21 protein-coding genes are annotated in these 23297 nt (G+C 34.3%); 5 read left to right on the top strand and 16 right to left on the bottom strand.

Annotation, left to right across the window (positions count from 1 at the left end):
• From HGC4_RS04010 to HGC4_RS03970, 9 genes are all read right to left on the bottom strand, one after another.
• Positions 1 to 438: DUF4348 domain-containing protein (locus HGC4_RS04010; protein ID WP_050708837.1), on the bottom strand; the 438-nt coding region annotated here is incomplete at its 3' end.
• 132 nt (positions 439 to 570) lie between these two features.
• Complete coding sequence (gene leuB / locus HGC4_RS04005; protein WP_050708836.1) at positions 571 to 1638, bottom strand: 3-isopropylmalate dehydrogenase; 1068 nt, start codon at positions 1636 to 1638, stop codon at positions 571 to 573.
• A 102-nt stretch (positions 1639 to 1740) separates the two neighbouring features.
• Positions 1741 to 2979 (bottom strand): protoporphyrinogen/coproporphyrinogen oxidase, encoded by a 1239-nt coding sequence (locus tag HGC4_RS04000; protein ID WP_050708835.1) that lies wholly within the window; start codon positions 2977 to 2979, stop codon positions 1741 to 1743.
• A gap of 134 nt (positions 2980 to 3113) precedes the next feature.
• Entirely contained in the window at positions 3114 to 4160 is a 1047-nt protein-coding gene (locus HGC4_RS03995) for a hypothetical protein (protein ID WP_050708834.1), read from the bottom strand.
• 84 nt (positions 4161 to 4244) lie between these two features.
• Positions 4245 to 5756, bottom strand: coding sequence for an alpha-isopropylmalate synthase regulatory domain-containing protein (locus HGC4_RS03990; RefSeq protein WP_050708833.1), 1512 nt, complete (start codon positions 5754 to 5756; stop codon positions 4245 to 4247).
• Between the two features lie 96 nt (positions 5757 to 5852).
• A complete protein-coding gene (leuD, locus tag HGC4_RS03985) occupies positions 5853 to 6443 on the bottom strand; it encodes a 3-isopropylmalate dehydratase small subunit (RefSeq protein WP_050708832.1) in 591 nt (196 codons plus the stop codon).
• An 84-nt stretch (positions 6444 to 6527) separates the two neighbouring features.
• Positions 6528 to 7919: a 3-isopropylmalate dehydratase large subunit gene (leuC, locus tag HGC4_RS03980; protein WP_050708831.1), complete on the bottom strand. Its 1392-nt coding sequence runs from the start codon at positions 7917 to 7919 to the stop codon at positions 6528 to 6530.
• 9 nt (positions 7920 to 7928) lie between these two features.
• The gene (locus tag HGC4_RS03975) at positions 7929 to 9002 is read right to left on the bottom strand and encodes an acyltransferase family protein (protein ID WP_050708830.1); all 1074 of its coding nucleotides are present in this window, start codon (positions 9000 to 9002) and stop codon (positions 7929 to 7931) included.
• A gap of 18 nt (positions 9003 to 9020) precedes the next feature.
• Positions 9021 to 10511, bottom strand: a complete 1491-nt coding sequence (locus tag HGC4_RS03970) for a 2-isopropylmalate synthase (protein ID WP_050708829.1) — start codon at positions 10509 to 10511, stop codon at positions 9021 to 9023.
• Between the two features lie 365 nt (positions 10512 to 10876).
• Between HGC4_RS03970 and HGC4_RS03965 the strand changes: the two genes are divergently transcribed.
• From HGC4_RS03965 to HGC4_RS03945, 5 genes are all read left to right on the top strand, one after another.
• On the top strand, positions 10877 to 11455 hold the full coding sequence (locus HGC4_RS03965) for a uracil-DNA glycosylase family protein (RefSeq protein ID WP_050708828.1): 579 nt from the start codon (positions 10877 to 10879) through the stop codon (positions 11453 to 11455).
• 69 nt (positions 11456 to 11524) lie between these two features.
• Positions 11525 to 12001 carry a GAF domain-containing protein gene (locus HGC4_RS03960; protein WP_050708827.1) on the top strand — a complete coding sequence of 159 codons (477 nt, stop codon included), beginning with the start codon at positions 11525 to 11527 and terminating at the stop codon, positions 11999 to 12001.
• 106 nt (positions 12002 to 12107) lie between these two features.
• On the top strand, positions 12108 to 14324 hold the full coding sequence (locus tag HGC4_RS03955) for a GH92 family glycosyl hydrolase (RefSeq protein ID WP_373419305.1): 2217 nt from the start codon (positions 12108 to 12110) through the stop codon (positions 14322 to 14324).
• Between the two features lie 152 nt (positions 14325 to 14476).
• Entirely contained in the window at positions 14477 to 16474 is a 1998-nt protein-coding gene (locus HGC4_RS03950; RefSeq protein WP_050708825.1) for an SUMF1/EgtB/PvdO family nonheme iron enzyme, read from the top strand.
• A gap of 218 nt (positions 16475 to 16692) precedes the next feature.
• Positions 16693 to 17196, top strand: coding sequence for a hypothetical protein (locus HGC4_RS03945; protein WP_050708824.1), 504 nt, complete (start codon positions 16693 to 16695; stop codon positions 17194 to 17196).
• Positions 17197 to 17338: 142 nt separating this feature from the next.
• Here the strand turns inward: HGC4_RS03945 and HGC4_RS03940 are convergent, their stop codons facing one another.
• The 7 genes from HGC4_RS03940 to HGC4_RS03910 all read right to left on the bottom strand — a co-directional run bounded on the left by HGC4_RS03940 (position 17339) and on the right by HGC4_RS03910 (position 23235).
• Positions 17339 to 17533: a hypothetical protein gene (locus HGC4_RS03940; RefSeq protein WP_050708823.1), complete on the bottom strand. Its 195-nt coding sequence runs from the start codon at positions 17531 to 17533 to the stop codon at positions 17339 to 17341.
• Positions 17534 to 17535: 2 nt separating this feature from the next.
• Positions 17536 to 17898 carry a GntR family transcriptional regulator gene (locus tag HGC4_RS03935; RefSeq protein ID WP_050708822.1) on the bottom strand — a complete coding sequence of 121 codons (363 nt, stop codon included), beginning with the start codon at positions 17896 to 17898 and terminating at the stop codon, positions 17536 to 17538.
• 4 nt (positions 17899 to 17902) lie between these two features.
• A complete protein-coding gene (locus tag HGC4_RS03930; protein WP_157258120.1) occupies positions 17903 to 18655 on the bottom strand; it encodes a hypothetical protein in 753 nt (250 codons plus the stop codon).
• A gap of 11 nt (positions 18656 to 18666) precedes the next feature.
• Complete coding sequence (locus tag HGC4_RS03925) at positions 18667 to 19494, bottom strand: ABC transporter ATP-binding protein (protein WP_050708820.1); 828 nt, start codon at positions 19492 to 19494, stop codon at positions 18667 to 18669.
• Between the two features lie 204 nt (positions 19495 to 19698).
• The gene (locus tag HGC4_RS03920; RefSeq protein ID WP_050708819.1) at positions 19699 to 21522 is read right to left on the bottom strand and encodes a peptidase U32 family protein; all 1824 of its coding nucleotides are present in this window, start codon (positions 21520 to 21522) and stop codon (positions 19699 to 19701) included.
• Between the two features lie 112 nt (positions 21523 to 21634).
• Positions 21635 to 22843, bottom strand: coding sequence for an MFS transporter (locus HGC4_RS03915; protein ID WP_050708818.1), 1209 nt, complete (start codon positions 22841 to 22843; stop codon positions 21635 to 21637).
• Positions 22844 to 22980: 137 nt separating this feature from the next.
• Entirely contained in the window at positions 22981 to 23235 is a 255-nt protein-coding gene (locus tag HGC4_RS03910; RefSeq protein ID WP_050708817.1) for a hypothetical protein, read from the bottom strand.
• Between the last annotated feature and the right edge of the window lie 62 nt (positions 23236 to 23297).

Below are 23297 nucleotides of genomic sequence, written 5' to 3'. Positions count from 1 at the left end.
TAAAAAGATACTTTTATAATATATCAAATACCATTTCCCTTTTATTTGCTTATACTTTAAGAGTATATCAGTATCCGAATTTTCGATATAAATCCGATGAGTAACTATGTTTGGCGTTTTTGTAACCTTTACTTTATAAACGTTTCTGTCTACCTGACCGATAGGCACTTTCATTGGAACCCACTGCTGTTCCTCTATACTCTTTAGGTTTCTTTCAGGTTCCGAGATATCGCATTTTAAGGGAAATATAACTCTTGATTTTTGAAATTTAATATCTAACATAAATTTCGAATAAAAAGTATCAAAGTTTTCACCCTTACTTTTACTTGTTTCTTCGATTTTAGATTTTCTATTTTCTTGACCTTGCTTTGTTTTACAGCCGAAAAGAAAAATACAGCCTACAATAATTATAGCCAATAAGCTAATACAATTCTTCATATAATAAATATTTATTTGATGAAAACCCAATGTGAGACAAAATATAGAAATAAAAAAGTGAGTAACAAAATGTTGCTCACTTTTTATAACTTTTCAATGAATGAAGTATATGTCTCTTAGATTAAGATAACCTTATTTCTTTACAAAATTTACAATCCAATCACCAACTTCAGATGTTGAATAAGCTTTGCCATCTGAAGAAATATCTTCAGTTACAATACCTTGTTCCAAAGAAGCATTTACTGCATCACGAATAATTTTGCCTTCTTCTTGAAGATCAAAAGCATATTCGAACATCATAGCTGCCGAAAGTATAGTAGCAATAGGGTTTGCTATATTCTTTCCTGCTGCCTGAGGATACGATCCGTGTATAGGCTCAAATACCGATGTATGAACACCAATTGATGCAGATGGTAACATTCCTAATGAACCTGTAATAACAGATGATTCATCAGTAAGAATATCTCCAAATAAATTCTCTGTAACTAATACATCAAAACGTTTTGGCCATTGAATAATCTGCATGGCTGCATTATCAACAAACATATATTCTGTTTCAACATCAGGATATTGTTTTTCGATTTCCTGAGCTACTTCTCTCCACAAACGAGATGTACAAAGAACATTAGCTTTATCTACTACGGTCACTTTCTTGCGACGTTGACGAGCATATTTATAAGATAAATGAAGAATACGTTCTACTTCCTCACGAGTATATACACAAGTGTCATAAGCAGTATTTCCATCTTCGCTTCTTCCTTGAGGACGTCCAAAATAAAGGCCTCCCGTCAATTCGCGTACACACATAAAATCGGCTCCTTCTACAAGATCTGCACGAAGAGGCGATTTGTGTATTAATGATGGAAAAGTAGTTATCGGACGTAGGTTTGCATATAGACCAAGATCTTTACGCATTTTCAATAAACCTTGTTCTGGTCTAACTTTAGCCGATGGGTTATTATCGTATTTAGGATCACCAATAGCGCCAAATAGTACAGCATCAGATTCCATACAAAGCTCGTGAGTTGCGTCAGGGTAGGGGCTTCCTACTTCATCAATAGCACATGCTCCCACTATTCCGTATTCGTACGACAATTCATGACCGAATCTTTCGCAAATAGCTTCAGTAACTCTTAATGCTTGTCCAATAATCTCAGGACCAATACCATCGCCGGGTAATACCGCAATATTTAATTTCATACTATATTAATTAAAGTAAATAAAAGTATTTAGTGATATATTTGAAAATTATGGCAAGATATAATCATTATATATGCCTGAATATTAAATAGGTCTGAGACCTTAAATTTTCTTTTCTAGTATCTTTTTAGATAGATCAATGGCTTTTTTTATACATACATCCATATTGTAATATTGCCATTCTCCAAATCGTCCTAAAGTATGCAATCCAACTTCTCCCAGATACTCTTTTATAGCCTTTGTAGTTACATCATAGTTCTCATCAAATACAACATATGCATAGTCGGATATCAAGTGAGCTACTGGCTCTATTAAGAAATCGTCTTGTTGCCCTGCTTTAGTCATCTCTTCAACAGAATGTTGTCCTATAACTTCTGAGATCGAATAATTCTGTTTAGGATTCCAAAACGAACCAATATGAATATATCTATGGAATAAGTATTTCTGGTTTGGAATATATGTCCACGTTTTATCTGTTTCCTTTGTTTTCCAAAGGATATTAGATACACCGTTTTTCTTCAATTTCTTTGCAGCAGATTGTATATTCTCAGGAGCATCCGCAAGAATACCTATGAATTGATCTAGAGGTGTAGTATTAATTATCAGATCGTAATGATCTGTATCATTAATAGTCCATTTCTTAGAACTGTTATCATATTTAATGGATTCAACCTTATAATTATACTTGATTGCTGTATCTTTGGCTAAAGCCTCAATGAATGTATTCTGATTGTTTGTCTTAGGATAATAAAATTCTGAATGAGACATTTTATCTCTCACGTTAGATATTAGCCCTTCAAAAAAAGAATCTTTATTAGGAATTGGAAGTTTATCTTCAACCCATAAATAGCTCATTTTTTTAGGATTATTATTCCATATCTTAGAGTTATAGGGAATGAAGTATTCTTCAGCAAAACTATCGCCAAACTTCTTTCTGAACCATTCGTCTAAGTTCTCATATTTACCGTTATCATCAGCCTTAAAAAAATCAATAGTCAATCGTTGAGCCAACTCTTTGTCATGTTCATAAATCTGCTTGATTGAAAATTCAATAGGATAATCGATCTCGTAATTTTGGAACTTTATTTTCGATTTTCGTATTATTTTATTCCATTCACTTTTAGGTAGAACTTCATCAAATACAAAACTCAACACATCTTCATATTTCGAATTAAAACAATGACCGCCAATAGTATGATATGCAACACCATCAACATCCGTAGTACGAGCAATTCCTCCACAAACGGGATTCTTCTCTAAAACTTCAACATCAAATGTTTTCTTTAGTATTTTAGCAATACTTAAACCACTGATACCTGCACCTAAAACACCTATTTTCATCGAATCTTGTTTATTATAAATAATATGAAATTTTATTGCTACACTTTTCAGTAATAACTATCAGTTACAATTTAGTCTTGCAATAAAAAAGGTCTCAGACCTTAAAGTCTAACAAAAGTAATAAATATATTTTGCTAGTTTAAATTTTGAATAATCTCTTGCAACTCCTTACCTCGCACTGATGTATAATGCTTATTTAGTATTGAAGCATAAAAAGGCAAATCTATTTTATTATTACGATCTAAATATCTATCCATATGAGATTTAAAAGTATCATATGAATCAGTACTAGAGCAAATTTTATCGACTTCATACCGTTTAGTTTCAACTGTATAGGGATAGCGAGCTACAATCTTACACTGAGAAGATAGTGCTTCCAGATATTTAGGTGTTACAGGATTATAACCTTTTGTTCGTTTTTCACCTCCATCAATTCCTGGTGTAGCATACATTATTACTCTCGATTTTCTCAACAAATCTATGTATTCTACCCTGCCATTAAAGCTACCAAGTACTCCTCTGTTGTTAGATGTGAATATTAACTGTCCGTCTTCTATATCACTTCGTACAACCTCAATTTGCTTATTATCTTGTAAGTATTGCTCTAAATATGACAAAAGAACTCCGTTTTGTCTTCCTGCAAGTAATATATCAATTTCTTTGTTGTATTCGTTCTCCGAATCCAATTTATAATCATCAGATAAACTAAGTCCCCAGTATCTTATATTTAAAGGACAATTTACCGATTTAAGATATTCATATGTTTCGATGCTCGATATTAGTACTAATGGACAATCTCCATATTTTTTATAAAAGACAGGCAAGTAATCCTCTGCAATAAAAGCATCTACAATCACAGGTATAATTCTGTTTAATCTGCTTTTTTTAAGCTGTATCAAACTAGTTACCGTCAAGTGAAAATACAGAGAGCAATCTATCTCAGATTCTTTAATGAAGCATCTTTTTATAGCTCTGAAAAATTTAATTAGAGGATAAGCTACTCGTTCGGATATATTATATTTAATCGAATTTTTCAGACTTGTTTCAACACGATCTGGATTATCAATAATAGGAATATCCAAAGTCTTAGACAATTGATCTTCCCATTCATAGATAAGTTGAAAACTAACCCATGATTCATATTTGCGATCCGAAATAATATTGACGAGATTTATCCTCATATTAAGTAAATGATAGTATTAAATGATATACTTTCGAGATTATAAAAGGCTATAGCTTACCAAAGCCTCAAATAGATTCGCACCTTACATATCTTCAATTATATTCAACATTTTTTCGGTAGCTTTTACCGCTGCCTCTGTTTGGTCAGCATCCAGACCTCTAGTCTTAAATACTTTATCGTTAAACCTCCACGATATAACAGTTTGTACCAAAGCATCCGTGCGTCCTCCCGGTGGAATTATTACCGAATAATTTACCAAGTCGGGTTTAGGCTTATTTAATTTTGTATATATTTTCCATAAAGCTTTCGAAAAAGCATGATACTGTCCGTCTCCCGGTGCAGTCTCTTCATACTCCTTACCATTTACTTCAATACGAACGGAAGCAGAAGGACGTACCCCTTTGGATAAAATAAACGCAAAAGCAATAATCTTGACCTGTTTATCTTTCTCGCTACTTCTTAAAACATCCGAGATTATATAGGGTAAATCTTCTTGAGTAATAACCTCTTTTTTATCACCAAGTTCTATAACCCGATTGGTAACTTTAGTCATATCAGCTTCATCAAGTTCAATGCCCAACGCCTCAATATTTTTCCGAATATTTGCCTTACCTGATAGTTTACCCAGTGCATATTCTCTCACTCGACCAAATCGTTCAGGGTATAAGTCATTGTAGTAGAGATTGTTCTTGTTATCTCCATCAGCATGAATACCTGCACATTGAGTAAAAACATTTTCTCCCACAATCGGCTGATTTGCAGAGATCGTTAAACCTGAGTAAGTTTCAACAACACGACTTACTCTATTCAGTTTTTCTTCTTTTATTGTAGTTTCCACATTCAGATGATCATGTAGAACTGCTATTACACTCGACAGACTTGCATTTCCTGCACGTTCGCCCAAACCATTCATAGTTACATGTACACCATGTACTCCGACTTCAACGGCAACCATAACATTGGCAACTGCTAAATCGTAATCATTGTGAGCATGGAAATCGAAATGTAATCCGGGATATCGTTTAGTCATTCGTCGGCAAGCACGCCATGTAGTATGAGGATTGAGAATACCCAGTGTATCTGGGAGCATGAACCTTTTAATAGGTAAATCTTTTAAATTATCCACCATAAAGTAAACATACTCTTCGGAATTCAAAATACCATTTGACCAATCTTCGAGATAAATATTTACATTTAATCCCATTTCTTGAGCCAAATATATTTCGGCTTTAATATCCTCTAAATGTTGCTCTGGAGTTTTTCGTAATTGCTCTGTTACATGCTTGTAAGATCCCTTCGTCAGTAGATTTACAGTATTGCACCCAACCTCCTTAATCCATTTTAGAGAAGCCCCTTTGTCGATAAATCCCAGTATCTCGATTTTATCAATATACCCTGCACCTTTAGCCCAATCGGTAATTCGTTTTACAGTCTTAAATTCACCATCCGATACACGGGCAGATGCAATTTCTATCCGATTTACACCCAGATCAACTAATAGCAGGTGGGCAATACTTAATTTCTCTTGCATAGAAAACGAAACTCCGGAAGTTTGTTCTCCATCACGCAAGGTAGTATCCATTATTTCTAACATAGGCTTGTAAAATAAATTATGTTACATTCTCGTAACAAAGAATCAATATGTGTTGGTTAAGTCTTAGGTAACCAACACATATTAAAATGACCCGATTTATAATGTCTGATCTTTTTCGTATGCTTCTATAAGAGTTTTCTTAGATAGAAGATAATCTATATCGTCAAGTCCCTTAAGTAGACATTCTTTTTTATAAGGATTGATCTCAAAAGATTCTGAATTTCCGGTTGCATTATTAGTTATAGTTTGCTTTTCCAGATTGATTGTAAGCGTAGCCTTTGGATCTTTACTTACACTGTCAAATATCTCAGCTAAAAATTCAACACTAACAATTACAGGTAGTAATCCGTTATTTAATGAATTGTTTTTAAAGATATCAGCAAAGAAACTCGATACTACTGCTTTAAATCCGTATCCAACTATAGCCCAAGCGGCATGCTCACGACTAGATCCGCTACCAAAGTTTTTTCCTGCTACAAGAATTTCTCCACTGTATGTAGGATTATTCAATACGAAATCAGCTTTGGGTTTGCCTTCTTTATCATAACGCCAATCTGCAAAAAGATTGTCACCAAAACCTTCTTTGGTGGTTGCTTTTAAGAAACGAGCTGGTATAATTTGGTCTGTGTCCACGTTCTCGATAGGAAGTGGAACATATGTTGATGTTAATGTTTGAAACTTTTCCATTTTACTTTTATTAGAAAATTAAGTAATGCAAAATATAATTGGTTGTATCAAGAGAATATTATTCTCTCCTGAAAAAGTCTAATCTTAGAATGTTCTAGGATCAGTTATTTTTCCTGTAATTGCTGCTGCTGCTGCAACTAATGGTCCAGCCAATATAGTACGTGCTCCAGGACCTTGACGACCTTCGAAGTTACGATTCGATGTAGAAATCGCATATTTTCCGGCAGGAACTTTATCGTCATTCATAGCTAAACATGCCGAACATCCAGGTTGACGTAAAGAGAAGCCTGCTTCGATAAGAATATCATATAAACCTTCTTCGCGTATTTGCTTTTCTACCATCCAACTACCGGGAACCAACCAAGCAACAACATTTTCTGCTTTTTTCTTTCCTTTGATAAAGTTAGTAAAAGCACGGAAATCTTCGATACGTCCATTAGTACAGCTACCAAGGAAAACATAGTCTATTGATTTGCCTTCTAATTTCTCTCCTGGTTTGAAACCCATGTAATCCATCGATTTTTGGAAAGATATACGACCAGCTTCATCTATTTGATCTAGTGTAGGAATTGAATCATTTACTGCCATACCCATACCCGGATTTGTTCCGTAAGTAATCATTGGTTGAATATCAGCAGCTTCGAATACTAATTCTTTATCAAATTTAGCACCTTCATCTGTTTTCAAAGTTTTCCAATAAGCTAAAGCTTTATCCCACGCTTCGCCTTTAGGAGCAAATTCGCGTCCTTTTACATAAGCAAATGTAGCCTCATCCGGAGCAATTAATCCTCCACGAGCACCCATTTCGATACTTAAATTACAAAGCGTCATACGTTCTTCCATCGACATATTGCGGATTGCTTCTCCTGCATATTCAACAAAATAACCAGTAGCACCACCAGTAGTAAGTTTAGCAATCATATAAAGAGCCAAATCTTTAGCAGTAACCCCTTTATTCAGTTTACCATTAAAGGTAATTCTCATTGTCTTTGGACGACTTTGTAATATACATTGAGTAGCTAGTACCATTTCCACTTCTGATGTACCAATACCAAAAGCAATAGAACCAAAAGCTCCGTGAGTAGAAGTGTGACTATCTCCACAAACAATAGTCATTCCGGGTTGAGTATATCCATTTTCAGGACCTATAATGTGTACAACGCCGTTTTTCTTGTTTCCTAATGCATATAATGTCAGACCAAAATCAGCAGCATTCTTCGATAGAGTATCTAATTGATTTCTGGAAATAGGATCTTTAACTGGTTGGTCTTGATTAATTGTCGGCGTGTTATGATCTGCCGTTAGCGTTGTTTTATCAGGACGCAAAACCGTAAGCCCTCTTGTACGTAAACCATTAAAGGCTTGTGGACTTGTTACCTCATGACAGAAGTGTCTGTCGATATACAACTGTGTGGGACCATCTTGTACTGTTGATACTGTGTGGGCATCCCAAATTTTATCGAATAATGTTTTCATACTGAAATATTATTTTGTTGATCTAATTTTTATTAGTTTTTTTCCAAGATTTTGTCCGGGAAATTCTATAAATTTATATGAGAAATATGAAATTGTATACGTTAAAGTGAAAACCAGAGTGTATAATAAGACGAAGTTTACTATAGATGTAAATAAATTTGTGACAGGTATAAGATGTCCTATTCCTAAATTATTCATCATTATTATTAAGAAAAAGTGTACGATATACATACTAAAACTTACTCTACCTACTTTAGAAAGCCATTTGTTTGATAAAAATTTATAAGGCTTTTTTGATAGAATCAAAATCAAGATGCAATATATTATACAATAAAACAAATAGTAGGGTACTACCATGTGTGTAAACAAAAGCATCACGATAATAAATAGTGCCCATGTTTTATTTTTAATCTGGGTATAACTTTCCTTTGTTAACCAATAAGTGAATATACCAATAAAGAATACGGGCAGTTGATTCACAAAATTAATTTGATTAAAGTCAAACTGAAAGAAAAAGAATTGACCTCTAGTAACATATATAAAAATAGTTGCAACAATAAGACTTATGCACAATGCAATAGCCGCAGTGTTAATACTTTTTATACGAGAAGCTATAAATGGGAATATCATATAGAAAAGAAATTCTACAGAAATAGACCAACCTCCGGGAACTATTGTCTTAATCCAAGCAGGATTCAGTGTATTTAAAAAGAAATAATTGCTGAGATACCAAGGTGTAGTCAGAATATCCCAATTTCGAACATCTAAACGAATAAAGTAAGCCGTGATAGCAACAATAGCGAGATAATACATCGGAGCTATTCTGAAAAAACGCCGTATATAAAAATTTGAAGTACCATTTTTCTCTCCAATTCTTCTGTCGAAAGAAAACATTAGAGTAAAAGAACTGAGTATGAAAAATAATTGAACGCCCATTCTTCCACTATAAACCATTTCAAACAACAAGTGAGAGAAGTATTCGGTAGTTGGTAATTTAAAGAAATTACCAACATGAACCATCAATACCATCAATACGGCAATCCCTCGTAAACTATCTATGTATTCGTATTTTTTAGTTTCCACTAAAATATTGATATTCGTTTATTTTACAAATTTATTAATTGCATTGATAAATGCTTCAACAGATGCCGCTACAATATCGGTATTTGCTGAAAATCCATAATAATTTTGTCCTTCGTGCTCTACTTGCATATGTACTTTACCTACATCATCGCTACCTTTATTTATAGCTTGAATTAGGAATTCCTGAATTATTGTTTCGCGACGAATGATTTGTTTTACTGCTTTGATTGCTGCATCAACAGGTCCGTTTCCGGAAGCAGAAGCCTCAAATTTTTCTCCGGCAATATCTATGCCCACATTAGCAATACAACGAACACCTATACCGGATGTTACTTGTAGATAATCTAACTTGATGCGGTGCATTTTATCAGTCTCTTTTCCTGCAAGAATCAAAATATCCTCATCTGTAATATCCTTCTTACGATCTGCAAGTTCTAAAAAACGTTGATATATTTCTGTTAATTCACTATCATTAACTTCAATGCCCAAAATACTCAATCTATTTTTCAGTGCTGCACGTCCACTTCTAGCTGTAAGAACTATGGCATTATCGTCTATACCAACATCCTTAGGATCTATAATTTCGTAGGTAGACATATTCTTAAGAACTCCATCTTGATGTATTCCCGATGAATGTGCAAATGCATTCCTTCCTACAATAGCTTTGTTTGGTTGTACAGGCATATTCATTAGGCTTGATATCATACGACTCATCGGATATATCTTTTGAGTATTGATATTCATTTCAATATCAAGTTCCTTATGACTCTTTATAGCCATTACAACTTCTTCTAAAGAAGTATTACCGGCACGTTCTCCAATACCATTTATTGTAACCTCAACTTGACGGGCACCATTCAATACTCCCATGATAGAGTTGGCTGTTGCCATTCCCAAATCCTGATGACAGTGTGTTGAAAGTATGGCATTTTTCATATCTACATGATCAATCAGATACTTAATTTTTGCACCATACTCGGTTGGTAAACAATAACCGGTAGTATCAGGTATATTAACAACAGTTGCACCTGCATTTATAACGGCTTGTACTACTCTTGCTAAATATGCATTATCTGTTCTACCAGCATCTTCTGCATAGAATTCAACATCTTCAACAAAACGCTTCGCATATTTTACCGCTGCGATTGCACGTTCGACGATTTCATCCTGAGTTGAATTAAATTTATGTTTTATATGGAAATCAGAAGTTCCGATTCCTGTATGTATCCGTTTTTTCTTAGCATACTTGAGAGCTTCAGCAGCAACTTCTATATCTTTTTCAACTGCACGAGTGAGTGCACAGATAGTAGGCCATGTAACGGCTTTAGAAATCTCGACCACTGAATTAAAGTCTCCGGGACTTGATACAGGAAAACCAGCTTCTATAACATCAACACCGAGAGCTTCGAGAGCTTTAGCTACTTCTATTTTTTCAATAGTGTTTAACTGGCAGCCCGGAACTTGTTCTCCGTCTCTAAGGGTCGTGTCAAAAATAAATAATTTGTCCATATAAATTTGTCTAAAGTATGTTTCTATTCTTAGTCAATGTTGATGCTATTTAACAAAATAGCCCTTCTCATTTAGTGAGAAAGGCCATTGCTATATCTGTTTTGATTATTCAACTATGCAGCACTACTCACTCTAAGGTTTTCCCAGAGCAGAATAATAGAGCTAAGAATGTTAGTGAATAATTTCATTTCGATCTAATTTTTTATTTCGTTACAGCAAAAATATAACATATTTCTTTAATTGCAAATAAAAAGATATATAATTTTCAATAAATCCTGTTTTATATAATCAAAAGGTGAAAATAGCCTGAAATTATTTTTATTATCTTCGTATTTATAACACGCCTATAAATATTGAATGTATTTATGAAAGATATAGAATATCATCCGTTACCTTTTTTTTTACCTACTGATACTCAAATGATAATGCTAGGGAGTTTCCCTCCCAAGCAAGAAAGATGGTCTATGAATTTTTTCTATCCCAATTTTCAGAATGACATGTGGCGAATATTCGGTTTGATCTTTTTTCAAAATAAAGATCATTTTCTACTTGCCAATAAAAAAGCTTTTAACGAAGATCTGATAAAGGAATTCCTCACTCATAAAGGAATAGGATTGGGAGATACAGCCAAAGCTATTATAAGACATAAGGATAATGCTTCGGATAATTTCTTAGAAGTAGTAGAAGCAACTGATCTAAGTCTTATATTAAAGCAAATACCAACCTGCAGGGCTATTATTACCACAGGACAGAAAGCTACTGATACATTGATCTCTTTTGTAAATACGAAAGAACCTAAAATTGGCGACTTTTCAGAATTTGAATTTAATGGTCGTTTAATGAGATTATATCGTATGCCATCATCATCTAGAGCTTACCCTAAATCTTTAAGCGGAAAAGCCGAAATATATCAAACCATGTTTGAGCAACTAGGGTTGTTATAAGTTTGTGTGTTTTTGAATACTATCAAGCTAATCATTTCAAATTTTTCTAAAAAGCAATATCTTTACAGTATGGCAGAAAAAGTAGACATATTAAAACATGCGTCAAGAGAAGATCAATATAAGAATCTCTTACCTCAAATAAAAGCCCTATTAGAGGCTGAAACAGATACTATTGCCAACTTTGCAAATGTATCTGCTGTATTAAAAGAAGCTTTTAGCTTTCTTTGGGTTGGTTTCTATATAGTAAAGCGAGAGCAATTAGTCCTAGGACCTTTTCAGGGGCGAATAGCTTGCACACGTATAAATTATGGCAAAGGAGTATGCGGAACTGCATGGAAAGAGAATCAAACTATTATCGTTGCCGATGTTAATACATTTGCCGGGCATATTGCTTGCGATAGCGAATCTCGTTCCGAGATCGTAGTACCTATCCGAAAACAAGGTGAAGTTATAGCTGTCTTAGATGTAGATAGTGAGATTGAAAACTATTTTACCGAGATAGACGCTAAGCATCTGGAAGAGATTGCTTCTTTCTTAGAAGCATAGTCTTTTTAGATCATAGCTCTGGCATTTTACCACATAAAAAGCATTTTAATCATTACTAAATATCATGAGAAAAACATTCCTTTATTTATTTCTAGGTTGTTTCACTATGGTTGCCGCCCAAAATGAGCCGGTTGACTATGTCAACCCATTTATAGGGACAACTAATTATGGAACAACTAACCCGGGTGCTATGTGCCCCCAAAGTTTTATGTCGGTAACACCTTTCAATGTTATGGGGTCCGACCTTAATAAAAGGGACAAGGATACCGGATGGTGGTCTACCCCTTATAGCTTCGATAATAAATACTTCACCGGATATGCCCACGTAAACTTAAGTGGAGTAGGTTGCCCCGATATGAGTAGTCTTTTACTGATGCCTACATCAGGAGATTTGGATGTAGATTATCGTAAATACGGAAGCGAATATAAAGATGAAACTGCATCTCCTGGATACTACTCTAATATTCTGACAAAATATAACATTAAGACCGAAGTAAGTGCAACCCCTCGGGTTGGGATTGCTCGTTTTACCTTTCCCAAAGGACAAGCCAATATATTATTGAATCTGGGCGAAGGACTTACCAATGAATCCGGAGCTATGGTTCGTAGAGTAAGTGATACAGAAATCGAAGGCACTAAGCTTCTTGGTACGTTCTGTTATACTGCATCTCAGGCTGTATTTCCTATTTATTTTGTGATGAGAATAAATAAAGCTCCTAAATCAGTAGGATATTGGAAATTGCAACGTCCTGGTGAGGCTTGGGAAAAAGAATGGAATAAGGATGCCGGTACTTATAAACTTTATACGAAATATAACAAAGAGATTGCTGGTGATGATGTAGGCGCATATTTCACTTTTGATGCACAAGAGGGTGAAAGTATAGAAGTGCAAATGGGTGTCTCTTTTGTTAGTATCGAAAATGCACGTTTGAATTTAAATACTGAACAGCCTAAAGCCGATTTTGAAGCTGTGCATAAAGCAGCTCGTAAAAGCTGGAACGATGATCTTTCGCGAATTTTAGTAGAAGGCGGAACAAAAGATCAAAAAACAGTTTTTTATACGGGACTTTACCATGCTCTTGTTCACCCTAATATTCTACAAGATGTAAACGGCGACTATCCAGCAATGGAAAGCTCTGAGATAAAGACAACAAAGGAAAATCGTTATACAGTATTCTCTCTTTGGGATACTTATCGTAATGTGCATCAATTAATGACACTGGTATATCCAGAACGTCAGATTCAGATGATGCATACAATGATAGATATGTACAAAGAGCACGGGTGGTTACCTAAATGGGAATTATACGGTCGTGAGTCTTATACAATGGAAGGTGACCCTTCTATACCTGTTATTGTAGATGCTTGGTTTAAAGGGTTAAAGGATTTTGATGTAAACACTGCATACGAAGCAATGTATAAGTCGGCAACACTACCAAGTAAAGAGAACTTAATGCGTCCCGATAATGATGACTACATGAAGCTAGGCTTTGTTCCCTTACGTGGAGAATTTGATAACTCTGTTTCTCACGCTTTAGAATATTATATTGCTGATTGGAATTTAGCTCGCTTTGCTGAAGCTTTAGGTAAAAAAGAAGACGCTAAACTATTTTATAAAAGATCGTTAGGCTATAAACATTATTATGATAAAGAAAGTGGAGCATTCAGACCTCTATTACCTGATGGAGCATTCCTAACGCCATTTAATCCGGCACAAGGAATGAATTTCGAACCGAATCCCGGATTTCACGAAGGTTCTGCATGGAATTATACCTTTGCTGTGCCTCATGACATAGCAGGTTTAGCTAAGCTTATGGGTGGTGATAAAAAATTCGTTGATAAATTGCAAATGGTATTTGATAAAGAATATTTCGATGTAACTAACGAACCTGATATAAACTATCCTCATTTTTTTAGCAATTTCAAAGGAGAAGAGTGGAGAACTCAAAAAATTGTAAAACAATTGCTGAATGATCATTTTACAAATGCGCCAGGTGGATTGCCAGGAAATGATGATACTGGTACTCTTTCTACATGGGCAGTATTTAATATGATGGGATTTTATCCCGAATGTCCAGGACGACCTGATTACACTCTGGTAACACCAACTTTCGATAAAATAACAATTAAGCTAAATCCAAACTATTATAAATCAGACAAAGTAGTAATAGAGACTATAAAACCGATGGATGCTGTTAATGTTAATTATATTGGAGGTCTTAGAATAGATGGTAAAGCACATGATAGCTTTAGAATCACTCATGAAGAATTAACCGGAGCTAAAGAGATTAAATATTTACTGAAACCAATAGCTGGCAAATAAGATATATATTTATCATTAATTGCAATAAAGAGACTCATATCCCGATCACAAGGTATGAGTCTTTTTTATTTTAGTTAAATATTAATGTTGTGTTTTTAAGCCCAACAGCTTATATTTGTTTTTACGAAAAGTCTCAGATCTTATATCATATTATGAATAAAATTTTCTCATTAATCACACTTGCTATTTTTAATAGTGGACTCTGTGCTCAAACAGAAATAAACACCATAGGAATAAACCTGACAGAAATACCCGCAGGGTATTTTTGGATGGGATCTGAGGGTAAAGGTGAAAACTACGACGAAGCGCCTATGCATAAGGTGACTATAAGCAAACCTTTCAAAATGGGAGTAACTGAAATTACAAACATTCAGTATGAACAATTTGATCCATCTCACTCTCAATATAGAGGAAAATATGGATTATCTACAAAAGATGATGACGCTGTTATATATGTAAACTATTTAGATGCTATTGCTTTTTGCAAATGGTTATCTGAAAAGGAAGGGAAGACATATCGACTACCCACAGAAGCAGAGTGGGAGTACGCTTGCAGAGCTGGTACTTATTCTCTCTTTTACACGGGAGACTATCTGCCTAATTCTTTTCTCAAGAATCAAAAATTATACCGTGATCCCATAGCAGTTTCTTTACAAGTAGGTCAAAGCACTCCAAATAGTTTTGGGTTATATGGTATGCATGGTAATGTAGAAGAATGGTGTTATGACTGGTATGCTCCATATCTATCAAAAGAAGAGACGATCGATCCCTTAGGAGGTGAAGACGGCTTATTTAGAGTTACACGTGGAGGGAGTCATGGTACTCCAACAGACTACCTTAGATCTGCAAATCGTATGGCTATGATTCCCGAAGATAAACATTGGCTTACAGGATTTAGGGTTGTACAAGCAGATTATCCTGATAGCAAAGTATATACGAGTCAATCTCCAATACCTAAGAATATGCTGAATATAGATCAAAAGAAGCATATCTGGACAAAAGAAACTACACCAAAATTTAAAGAACCTGTGAGATATGTAATTAATCCAGATTGCAAATCGGGAACTCCTTTTTATTCACATAATCATTGCCCAACTATAACGTGGTGTAATAATGGCGATTTATTGGCTGTATGGTTTACTGCTGATCAAGAGAACGGAAGAGGTATAGAGATTATAGGTAGTAGATTGAGACAAGGAAAAGATCAATGGGAACCTGCATCCCGATTTTTCAAAGTCCCCGATCGCAATATGACTGGCTCCGCTCTATTTAATAAAGGTGGAGATACTTTAATGTATTTCAATGGGGTAGAAGCCGCAGGCGATTGGCAAAATCTAGCCATAGTACAACGTATAAGTACAGATAATGGAGCAACATGGGATAAACCAAGAATGATAGTGCCTGAACATGGTAAACGAAATCAAGTAATATCTGGCACTATTCAAACATCCAAAGGATGGCTAATACAAGCTGCCGATGCAACCCCTGAGGGCGAAGGAGGAACAGCAATTCATATAAGTAGAGATGGTGGTACAACATGGTATGATCCGAATAGTGGAATTCCGAATGATTTTACAGAAAGAGGAACGGGGAGTAATATTGCCGGAATACATGCTGGTATTGTAGAGTTGAAAGATGGTAATCTAATGGCTTTAGGACGAGGCGATGCTATCAAAAATATAGAAGGACTACTTCGTATGCCAATGAGTATTTCATCTGATATGGGGCAAACGTGGGAATATACAGCATCAGAATTACCTCCAATAGATGGAGGACAACGTTTAGTTCTGATGAGACTTCATGAAGGACCTTTGATGGTAATATCATTTACTCATCATCCGTACCGCTTAAAAAATGATGGAGAGGAAGGTATGATATTTATTGATTCAGAAGGAAAGGAGTTTATTGGATATGGTGCATATGCAGCCCTTTCGTGGGATGAAGGAAAAACCTGGCCAGTAAAGAAATTAATTACCGATGGTAAAGAACGTTTATTATACGGACAAGCATGGACTGGACATTTCCTAATGGACAATACTCATGCCGAGCCTCGTGGATATCTAGCTGCGACACAATCGCCTGATAATATGATACATTTACTCAGTAGCGGCATTCATTATCAGTTTAATTTAGAATGGCTGACACATTAAGAATTAAATAAAAAATAGATCATCAAGATGTCATAATAATGAAAAGTAACTCTTGAATCAAGTTGCTTTTTCTTATTATGAACACTCTCTAAAATAACTATATTTTAACAAATTTACTAATTAACATTTACAGATGTAAAGCTTATGTAACCTTAACTTTTTTGTATATAAAGCAACATACTCTTTTATTAGTTTTGTACAAATAGAAAATACAAAAAATGGACTTTCATCAGAGATATGTAACGAGCTTTGTTCTTTTAATAATCTCGGTTTCAATAAATGCTCAAAGCCTTAAATCATATATTAAAGATGATATGAAAAAGGAATTGCTAAAACAGGTAAAACCTAAATTATCAGCACCTGGTTCTACAATGAAACAATCTCCTTTGGACTCTAAAGCTGAAGATGATGATCTTCTTGAATATTATAAAAAATCTAGAATGGGTTCTGTACTAGATGTAGATATAGACAAGAATTATAAGATCAGCCCACATGTAACAAAATACACAGGAAAAGATCCTATAAATAAATTACCTGACGGCTATGTTGTTCCTGTATTTAATTTAGGGCATTGGAGTTTTGGCAACACTTCAAATCGTGTTGATGGATTAGTGACTCCTTCAGGTCTGGACTTATCAGGTGGCGGCAAGAAAAAGTTATCTAAAAAGTCAAGACATATCCTTATAAATGTCTATAAAATGACTCTTGATGATGACCTATAAAAGAGAAAACTATCCTCTATTAAAGATATAAAGTATAAATATCATCACAAACCTCAATTATCATTAAAAATGAGGCTATGGTCTTATTAATCAGAATACAGTATGCAGCATAAATTATCGAAATTTATGCTGCACCTTTTTATTATTGATCGTTTTCATCCTTTATTATTTCTTTTCTAATATCTTCCTTATACCGATCCTTCCATTCTTTTTGTTTTTGTTGGTTATATCGTTGATGATTATCATAAGATTCTATCAACTGAGTTGATTCTACAGCTACACAGATCACGATTAACGAACAGAGAAAGAATAATATTTTATTGGCATACTTTTTCATAACTATTTGTTTTTATATTTCTTATACTTTTCAATAACTTCATCCATACTAATATCCAGAAGTCCCATAGATTCGAATGTCTCAGGTAAAACATTTTCAAAAAATTCATCTTTCTGCAATTTTAAGACTTGCTTTATAGCTCCTTTCTGCACAAAATATCCTGTACCTCTTTTCAGATAGATTATATCAGCAGTTTGCATATATTCGAAAGCACGCATAGCTGTATTAGGATTTACTTGCAAAAGAGAGCCAAGCTCCCTAACCGAAGGGATTCTATCGTCTTCCAGCCATTCTTTTAACAGAATTTTTTGAAAACAAAAATCAACAATTTGAAGATATATCGGTTTGTTAGATTTAAAATCCATATGCTTAAATTTCAGTTTCTTTGAGTTTAAAATAAATCACAATCCATAAACCAAAAGGAAATACACTCTTTATTATAGCATTACAAACACTTACAATAGAATTCGATCCATCAATCCACTGATTATAATATTTCAGAGGTTGTAATAAATCAAAAACGCTATAACTTATCTGAGTATTCATCGTGTATCGCACTGAGATCACACTAACGAATTGAAGTAGCATAAAAAATAGAAATAAGGCAATGGGAACTTTTATAATCGCCAATTTTCTGAAATAGAAATAACCAAGTAAAAATATTGCCTGAAAGCCAAAGATTAGAAGATTCAAATAGCTATCGATACTTAAAGTTGTTTTATACAAAAGGACTTGAGAATCAGGAACAAAAAATGGAGAAATCAACTTTAGCAAAAAGACTGTTGACAGGCATAATAATGGAATTATTAGTACATACTTAAGTCCTAAACTTAGTAAACGTTCAAAATTAGATACGGGGAGCGTATATTGAAAGGTGCCAGTATACTTATCTAATTTAGAGACTAAAGTACAAGGCGACACAATAATTATTACAAGAGCCAATACAGGGACTAAGTTAATAAGCTTAGGAAATACACGGAAGCTCTCCAAAGAATTAGATAAGATAGCTAATACATATACTATAACAATAGAGCCTACTATTAGTAGCATTTGATTTTTCGATTTTACAAAATCATATATTTCTAAATACATGAATCGTTTCAGATTAAACGTATTATTCATAATTCGTAATTTTAGGCATTAAATAATTCTCTCATTTTGGCTTTATTAGATATTGCAGCATTAAACAGAGCTTCAATATTTAGAATACTCTCTTTTTGATTCTCGTTTATTTGTACTGAAGAATATCCCTGCAATATTTGCTCTGTATATAAAGCTTCGTGAGGCTTCGATGGAGTGTATGAGAAATATAGCTTCTGTGTTATTTCTTCAACTGTATTATTAATAAGGACTTGATTCTGATCCAGAATAATAATCGGATCAATTAAATTTTCAAGATCCCTAACCTGATGTGTAGATATAATCACACATTTGTCTTCTGTAAACAAAGATGATAATATCCTTCTGAATTGAGCTTTTGAAGGTATGTCAAGCCCATTAGTCGGCTCATCTAATAACACAATGGGAGTATTTAAACCTAGAGCAAACGCAATCATTGCTTTTTTTCTCTGTCCAAATGACATTTCCATCATATTCTTTTCCCTATCAACCTGAAATTCGTTTAGATAAAAGCTAAATTGTTCTTTGCTGAAATTAGGATAAAATACAGCATTGTATTTTGCATAAGTCTCAACAGACATAGAAGGTGTCTGAAATTCCTCCGGAAGAAAATACAATTGAGATAGCATTGCAGGTTTCCTGTATGCTGATTCGTAATTCAAAACTCTACAATTTCCATTTTTCGGGAAACGAAGCCCACTAATAATATGTAGCAAAGTTGTTTTACCAACACCGTTTTCACCTAGTAACCCATATATGCCATTCTTTAAAGAAAAAGAGACATTATTGAAAATCGGCAAATTGCTCTTGTAATTAAAACTTATATTAGTAATGTTTATCATAAGTCATTAATGTTTTAGTGTATTATTTCATTAACACACATCAAATATAGAGAGATTTTTAAATAAAACAAATAAACATCAAACTTTTATATTCAAATTATAAGAAAAGAATAAGTAATAGCTTAGAACATAATATACTAATCAATCTTAGAGTGATAAGATATTCTGCATCTTTTTCAACGGTAGAGAAAAAAAATAAAATCATTAGCTATTAAAAACCTTCATTTCACAATTTTTGCAATCAAACTCAAGTAGCAATTTGGTTGCATTATAAAGCAGGTAAAATGGTTCTTTATAGGGTGGGCGAGTAGATGTTTCCTTAGGACACCAACCCATAGACTGCTTAATACAGTGACGAGTAAACATCAAAGGAACAGCCTTTTGTTGCTTCTTTTCAAAAGCAAGTTCTTGAACAACCGATTGGTGTTGTGTATAAAAAAGTTCGCTTTTCTTATTCATTATATTACCTAGATAAGTAATATTTTTTGTAGGAAAAGCATGTGTAGTTTGCTTGTGACTAACTTTTTCTATAATATGAGATGATAAGCGTTCGTTCAATAGATTGTCAACGAGTTTACGCCTCCAATCTGTAATAAGAGAAGCGGGTATAAACCAATTACTTGATAAATCCAATTTAACTTCAGCTACATTAAAAATAGTATTACCTGTTTTGCTTAAATTATTTTTTAGATTATCCGTTTGATCTTTCTGAGCCGTTTCTTTATTCAACTCAACTTCTAAAAATGCTGATATTCCATCTTCATCTTCAATCTTCAAGCTAAAACCAGTGTTAGTTTCTTCAAGAGAAATAGTGATATCAATTTTACGCTCAGCAGATTTTTTGCTGAGAATTTTCTCAAATTCATGATCGTAATTACGATATACAAAAGTACCTTTTCGGAGCGAAAGATGATTTTCGGCAGGAAATACTTTCTCACCCTCTATTCTGTTAACCCTTATTCCTTGTAATTCTTTATTTTCTGTCAGAAAACAAAGGCCATCTCCATTACTTAATAATTTTGTACCCGATAGAGTAAAGAAACGATCAAACACATCTTTTATCTTTCCAATAGGTTCGCCAATGGATTTAGGGGAATCAATAGACCACATATCAGGTGTCCGACCATTAAAAAAGTATTCGGTATAACCTCTATTAAAACTTTTTTCGAGATTAGGCATAAAAGTGTAAGTACTCTTTCCCGATGATGCTCTTATATATTCAGGACGGCGAGCAAGTATCTTATCTAATTTTTGCCTATAATAAGTTACTACATTCTTTACATACGATAGGTCTTTTAACCTACCTTCTATCTTTAGCGAACTTACTCCGGCATCAATCATCTCTTCCAAATGCTCAGATAAATTCAAATCTTTCATTGATAATAAGTGCTTCTTTTGCACAACCGATTTACCTTCATTATCCAAAAGAGTATAAGGTAAACGGCAAAATTGAGCACACGAACCACGGTTGGCACTTCGCTTAGATATTGCCTCACTTAAATAACATTGCCCGCTATAACACACACACAATGCTCCATGTACAAAAGCTTCGAGAGGTACAGATATTTCGGAATAGATAGCTTTAATTTCACTCATTGTCAGCTCACGAGCTAACACAACCTGAGAGAAGCCAGCCTCCTCTAAAAATTTGGCTTTATCAGCCGTTCTATTATCATTTTGTGTACTCGCATGTAGTGGAATAGGAGGTAGGTTAAGCATAGTTATACCCATATCCTGAATAATCACTGCATCTACCTTTGCGTTGTATAAATCCCAGATTAGTTTTTCTGTCTCTTCCAGCTCTTCATCTTTAACGATAGTGTTTAGTGCCACATACACGCGTGCATTAAACTGATGAGCATACTGAGCTAGTGCTTGTATATCGTCCAGAGTATTTCCGGCAGCAGCACGAGCACTAAACTTAGGTGCACCTATATACACAGCATCTGCACCGTGATTTATGGCTTCGATACCACATTCGAGATTTTTCGCAGGAGCGAGTAATTCTATTTTACGAGCGTTTATCAATTGACTTATTTTTTAACTTCAAAATATAAAACCTCAGGCCTTCTTGTTACTTGGGTAAATATAATAACAACTGCCTACTATGACTCTAAAAGTAATATTAAAACTTTCTTCGTTATTCTTTTTCAATAGCAGTTGCCTTATTATTGGGTAGTAATCCTGCTATTAAACCAATTAGTGGCATGAATGCTGCAATATGATAAATATATTCAATACCATGCTTATCTGCCATATTACCAAATATAGCGGAAGATATACCTGCAATACCAAAAGCTAGTCCAAAAAATAATCCTCCGATCAAACCTTCTTTTCCGGGTAGAAGCTCTTGAGCATAAACCAAAATAGCCGAGAATGCGGAAGAAAGGACAAGACCTATAATAACACTCAGAATACAAGTCCACATTAAATCAGCATAAGGCATTATCAGAGCAAACGGTGCTGCACCTAATATAGAAAACCAAATAACGTATTTACGTCCAAAACGGTCTCCGATAGGTCCGCCTAAGAATGTTCCTGCCGCAACAGCAAATAAGAATATAAAAAGATATACCTGAGACTGACCAATACTAACGCCAAACTTTTCGATCAAATAAAAAGTATAAAAGCTGGTAAGGCTCGACATATATACATATTTTGAGAAGATCAGCAATAAAAGAATGGACAGTGTAAACACTACTTTTTTTGTTAGTACACCTCCTCGTTTTTCCACTTTAGATTCTTCTTTAGGAAGAGCATTGGCTTTAATATAAAGCAGACGGTGTTTGTACCATTTGCTTATATACAACATCACCCCAATAGAAACAAGAGAGATTATCGAAAACCATGCTATATTTTGTTGTCCGTAAGGCGCTATAAACAGAGCAGCCAAAAGAGGACCTAATGAACCACCAAAATTACCACCTACCTGAAAAATAGATTGGGCTAAACCACGTTTACCTCCGGAAGCCATGTGTGCCAATCGACTAGCCTCGGGATGAAATATAGAAGAACCGATTCCACAAAAGAAAACGGAAAATAAAACATGAGTAAACTCTGAAGCAAAAGCCAAAGAAAAGATTCCAATCATAGTAAATGTCATACCTATCGGAAGAGAGTATGGTTGTGGTTTTCTATCGGTATATGCACCAATAATAGGTTGAAAGATAGATGCTGCCATTTGATATACTAGAGTAATTATACCAATCTGACTAAAGTTTAGTGCCAGCGACTCCTTTATCATCGGATATACTGCTTGTACTAAATTTTGTAGTGTATCATTAAACATATGTGACACACCTAATAGAATCAATATCGAAAATACTGAGCCCTTTTCTTTACCTTTCATTTCTATCTACTTACTTTATGGGAAAATAATATAAGGGCGCAAAGGTAAGAATATATTAATCATTAATATAAAATAAGGGGGAACTTTGACACTAGAGAATAAAAAATGTCTCTCTAAATAGAGAGACATTAAAATGGTTAAATACCAATCTGTGTTTTTATAAATTCTTCCGCTTCATCTTGAGTTTTAAATAAAAGCAGGCCATGACATTCTACGGGAAAATTCTCGATAGGAATTGATTCTTCTTCAGAAGAGAAAGAATGACGAACAGAAACCTTTCCATAACCATTTTTGACTTGTGTTACATTTGTTGTGGCGATTACCAACCTTTGGGGATCGACACTAAATAAAACGTCGCCTTCTTTTATTTTTCTTGTATCATTTGTCTTCATGGAGGGATTGTATTAAGTTATGAATCTGTTATTTATATATGTAACTTTAAAACAGTCTATGC

This window comes from Dysgonomonas sp. HGC4 (assembly GCF_001261715.1).
GTDB lineage: Bacteria > Bacteroidota > Bacteroidia > Bacteroidales > Dysgonomonadaceae > Dysgonomonas_A.
Note: the sequence above shows the minus strand (reverse complement) of the source record. Positions and strands in the feature narration are given on the sequence as shown.

Coding starts and splice junctions, on each gene's coding strand:
- HGC4_RS04000 (WP_050708835.1), bottom strand. CDS start 2,979: ATGAAAATAGGTGTTTTAGGTGCAGGTATCAGTGGTTTAAGTATTGCT.
- leuB (WP_050708836.1), bottom strand. CDS start 1,638: ATGAAATTAAATATTGCGGTATTACCCGGCGATGGTATTGGTCCTGAG.
- HGC4_RS03950 (WP_050708825.1), top strand. CDS start 14,477: ATGAATAAAATTTTCTCATTAATCACACTTGCTATTTTTAATAGTGGA.
- HGC4_RS03970 (WP_050708829.1), bottom strand. CDS start 10,511: ATGGACAAATTATTTATTTTTGACACGACCCTTAGAGACGGAGAACAA.
- HGC4_RS03930 (WP_157258120.1), bottom strand. CDS start 18,655: ATGAATAATACGTTTAATCTGAAACGATTCATGTATTTAGAAATATAT.
- HGC4_RS03910 (WP_050708817.1), bottom strand. CDS start 23,235: ATGAAGACAAATGATACAAGAAAAATAAAAGAAGGCGACGTTTTATTT.
- HGC4_RS03955 (WP_373419305.1), top strand. CDS start 12,108: ATGGTTGCCGCCCAAAATGAGCCGGTTGACTATGTCAACCCATTTATA.
- HGC4_RS03965 (WP_050708828.1), top strand. CDS start 10,877: ATGAAAGATATAGAATATCATCCGTTACCTTTTTTTTTACCTACTGAT.
- HGC4_RS03990 (WP_050708833.1), bottom strand. CDS start 5,756: ATGTTAGAAATAATGGATACTACCTTGCGTGATGGAGAACAAACTTCC.
- HGC4_RS03940 (WP_050708823.1), bottom strand. CDS start 17,533: ATGAAAAAGTATGCCAATAAAATATTATTCTTTCTCTGTTCGTTAATC.
- HGC4_RS03945 (WP_050708824.1), top strand. CDS start 16,693: ATGGACTTTCATCAGAGATATGTAACGAGCTTTGTTCTTTTAATAATC.
- HGC4_RS03935 (WP_050708822.1), bottom strand. CDS start 17,898: ATGGATTTTAAATCTAACAAACCGATATATCTTCAAATTGTTGATTTT.
- HGC4_RS03960 (WP_050708827.1), top strand. CDS start 11,525: ATGGCAGAAAAAGTAGACATATTAAAACATGCGTCAAGAGAAGATCAA.
- leuD (WP_050708832.1), bottom strand. CDS start 6,443: ATGGAAAAGTTTCAAACATTAACATCAACATATGTTCCACTTCCTATC.
- HGC4_RS03995 (WP_050708834.1), bottom strand. CDS start 4,160: ATGAGGATAAATCTCGTCAATATTATTTCGGATCGCAAATATGAATCA.
- HGC4_RS03925 (WP_050708820.1), bottom strand. CDS start 19,494: ATGATAAACATTACTAATATAAGTTTTAATTACAAGAGCAATTTGCCG.
- HGC4_RS03915 (WP_050708818.1), bottom strand. CDS start 22,843: ATGAAAGGTAAAGAAAAGGGCTCAGTATTTTCGATATTGATTCTATTA.
- leuC (WP_050708831.1), bottom strand. CDS start 7,919: ATGAAAACATTATTCGATAAAATTTGGGATGCCCACACAGTATCAACA.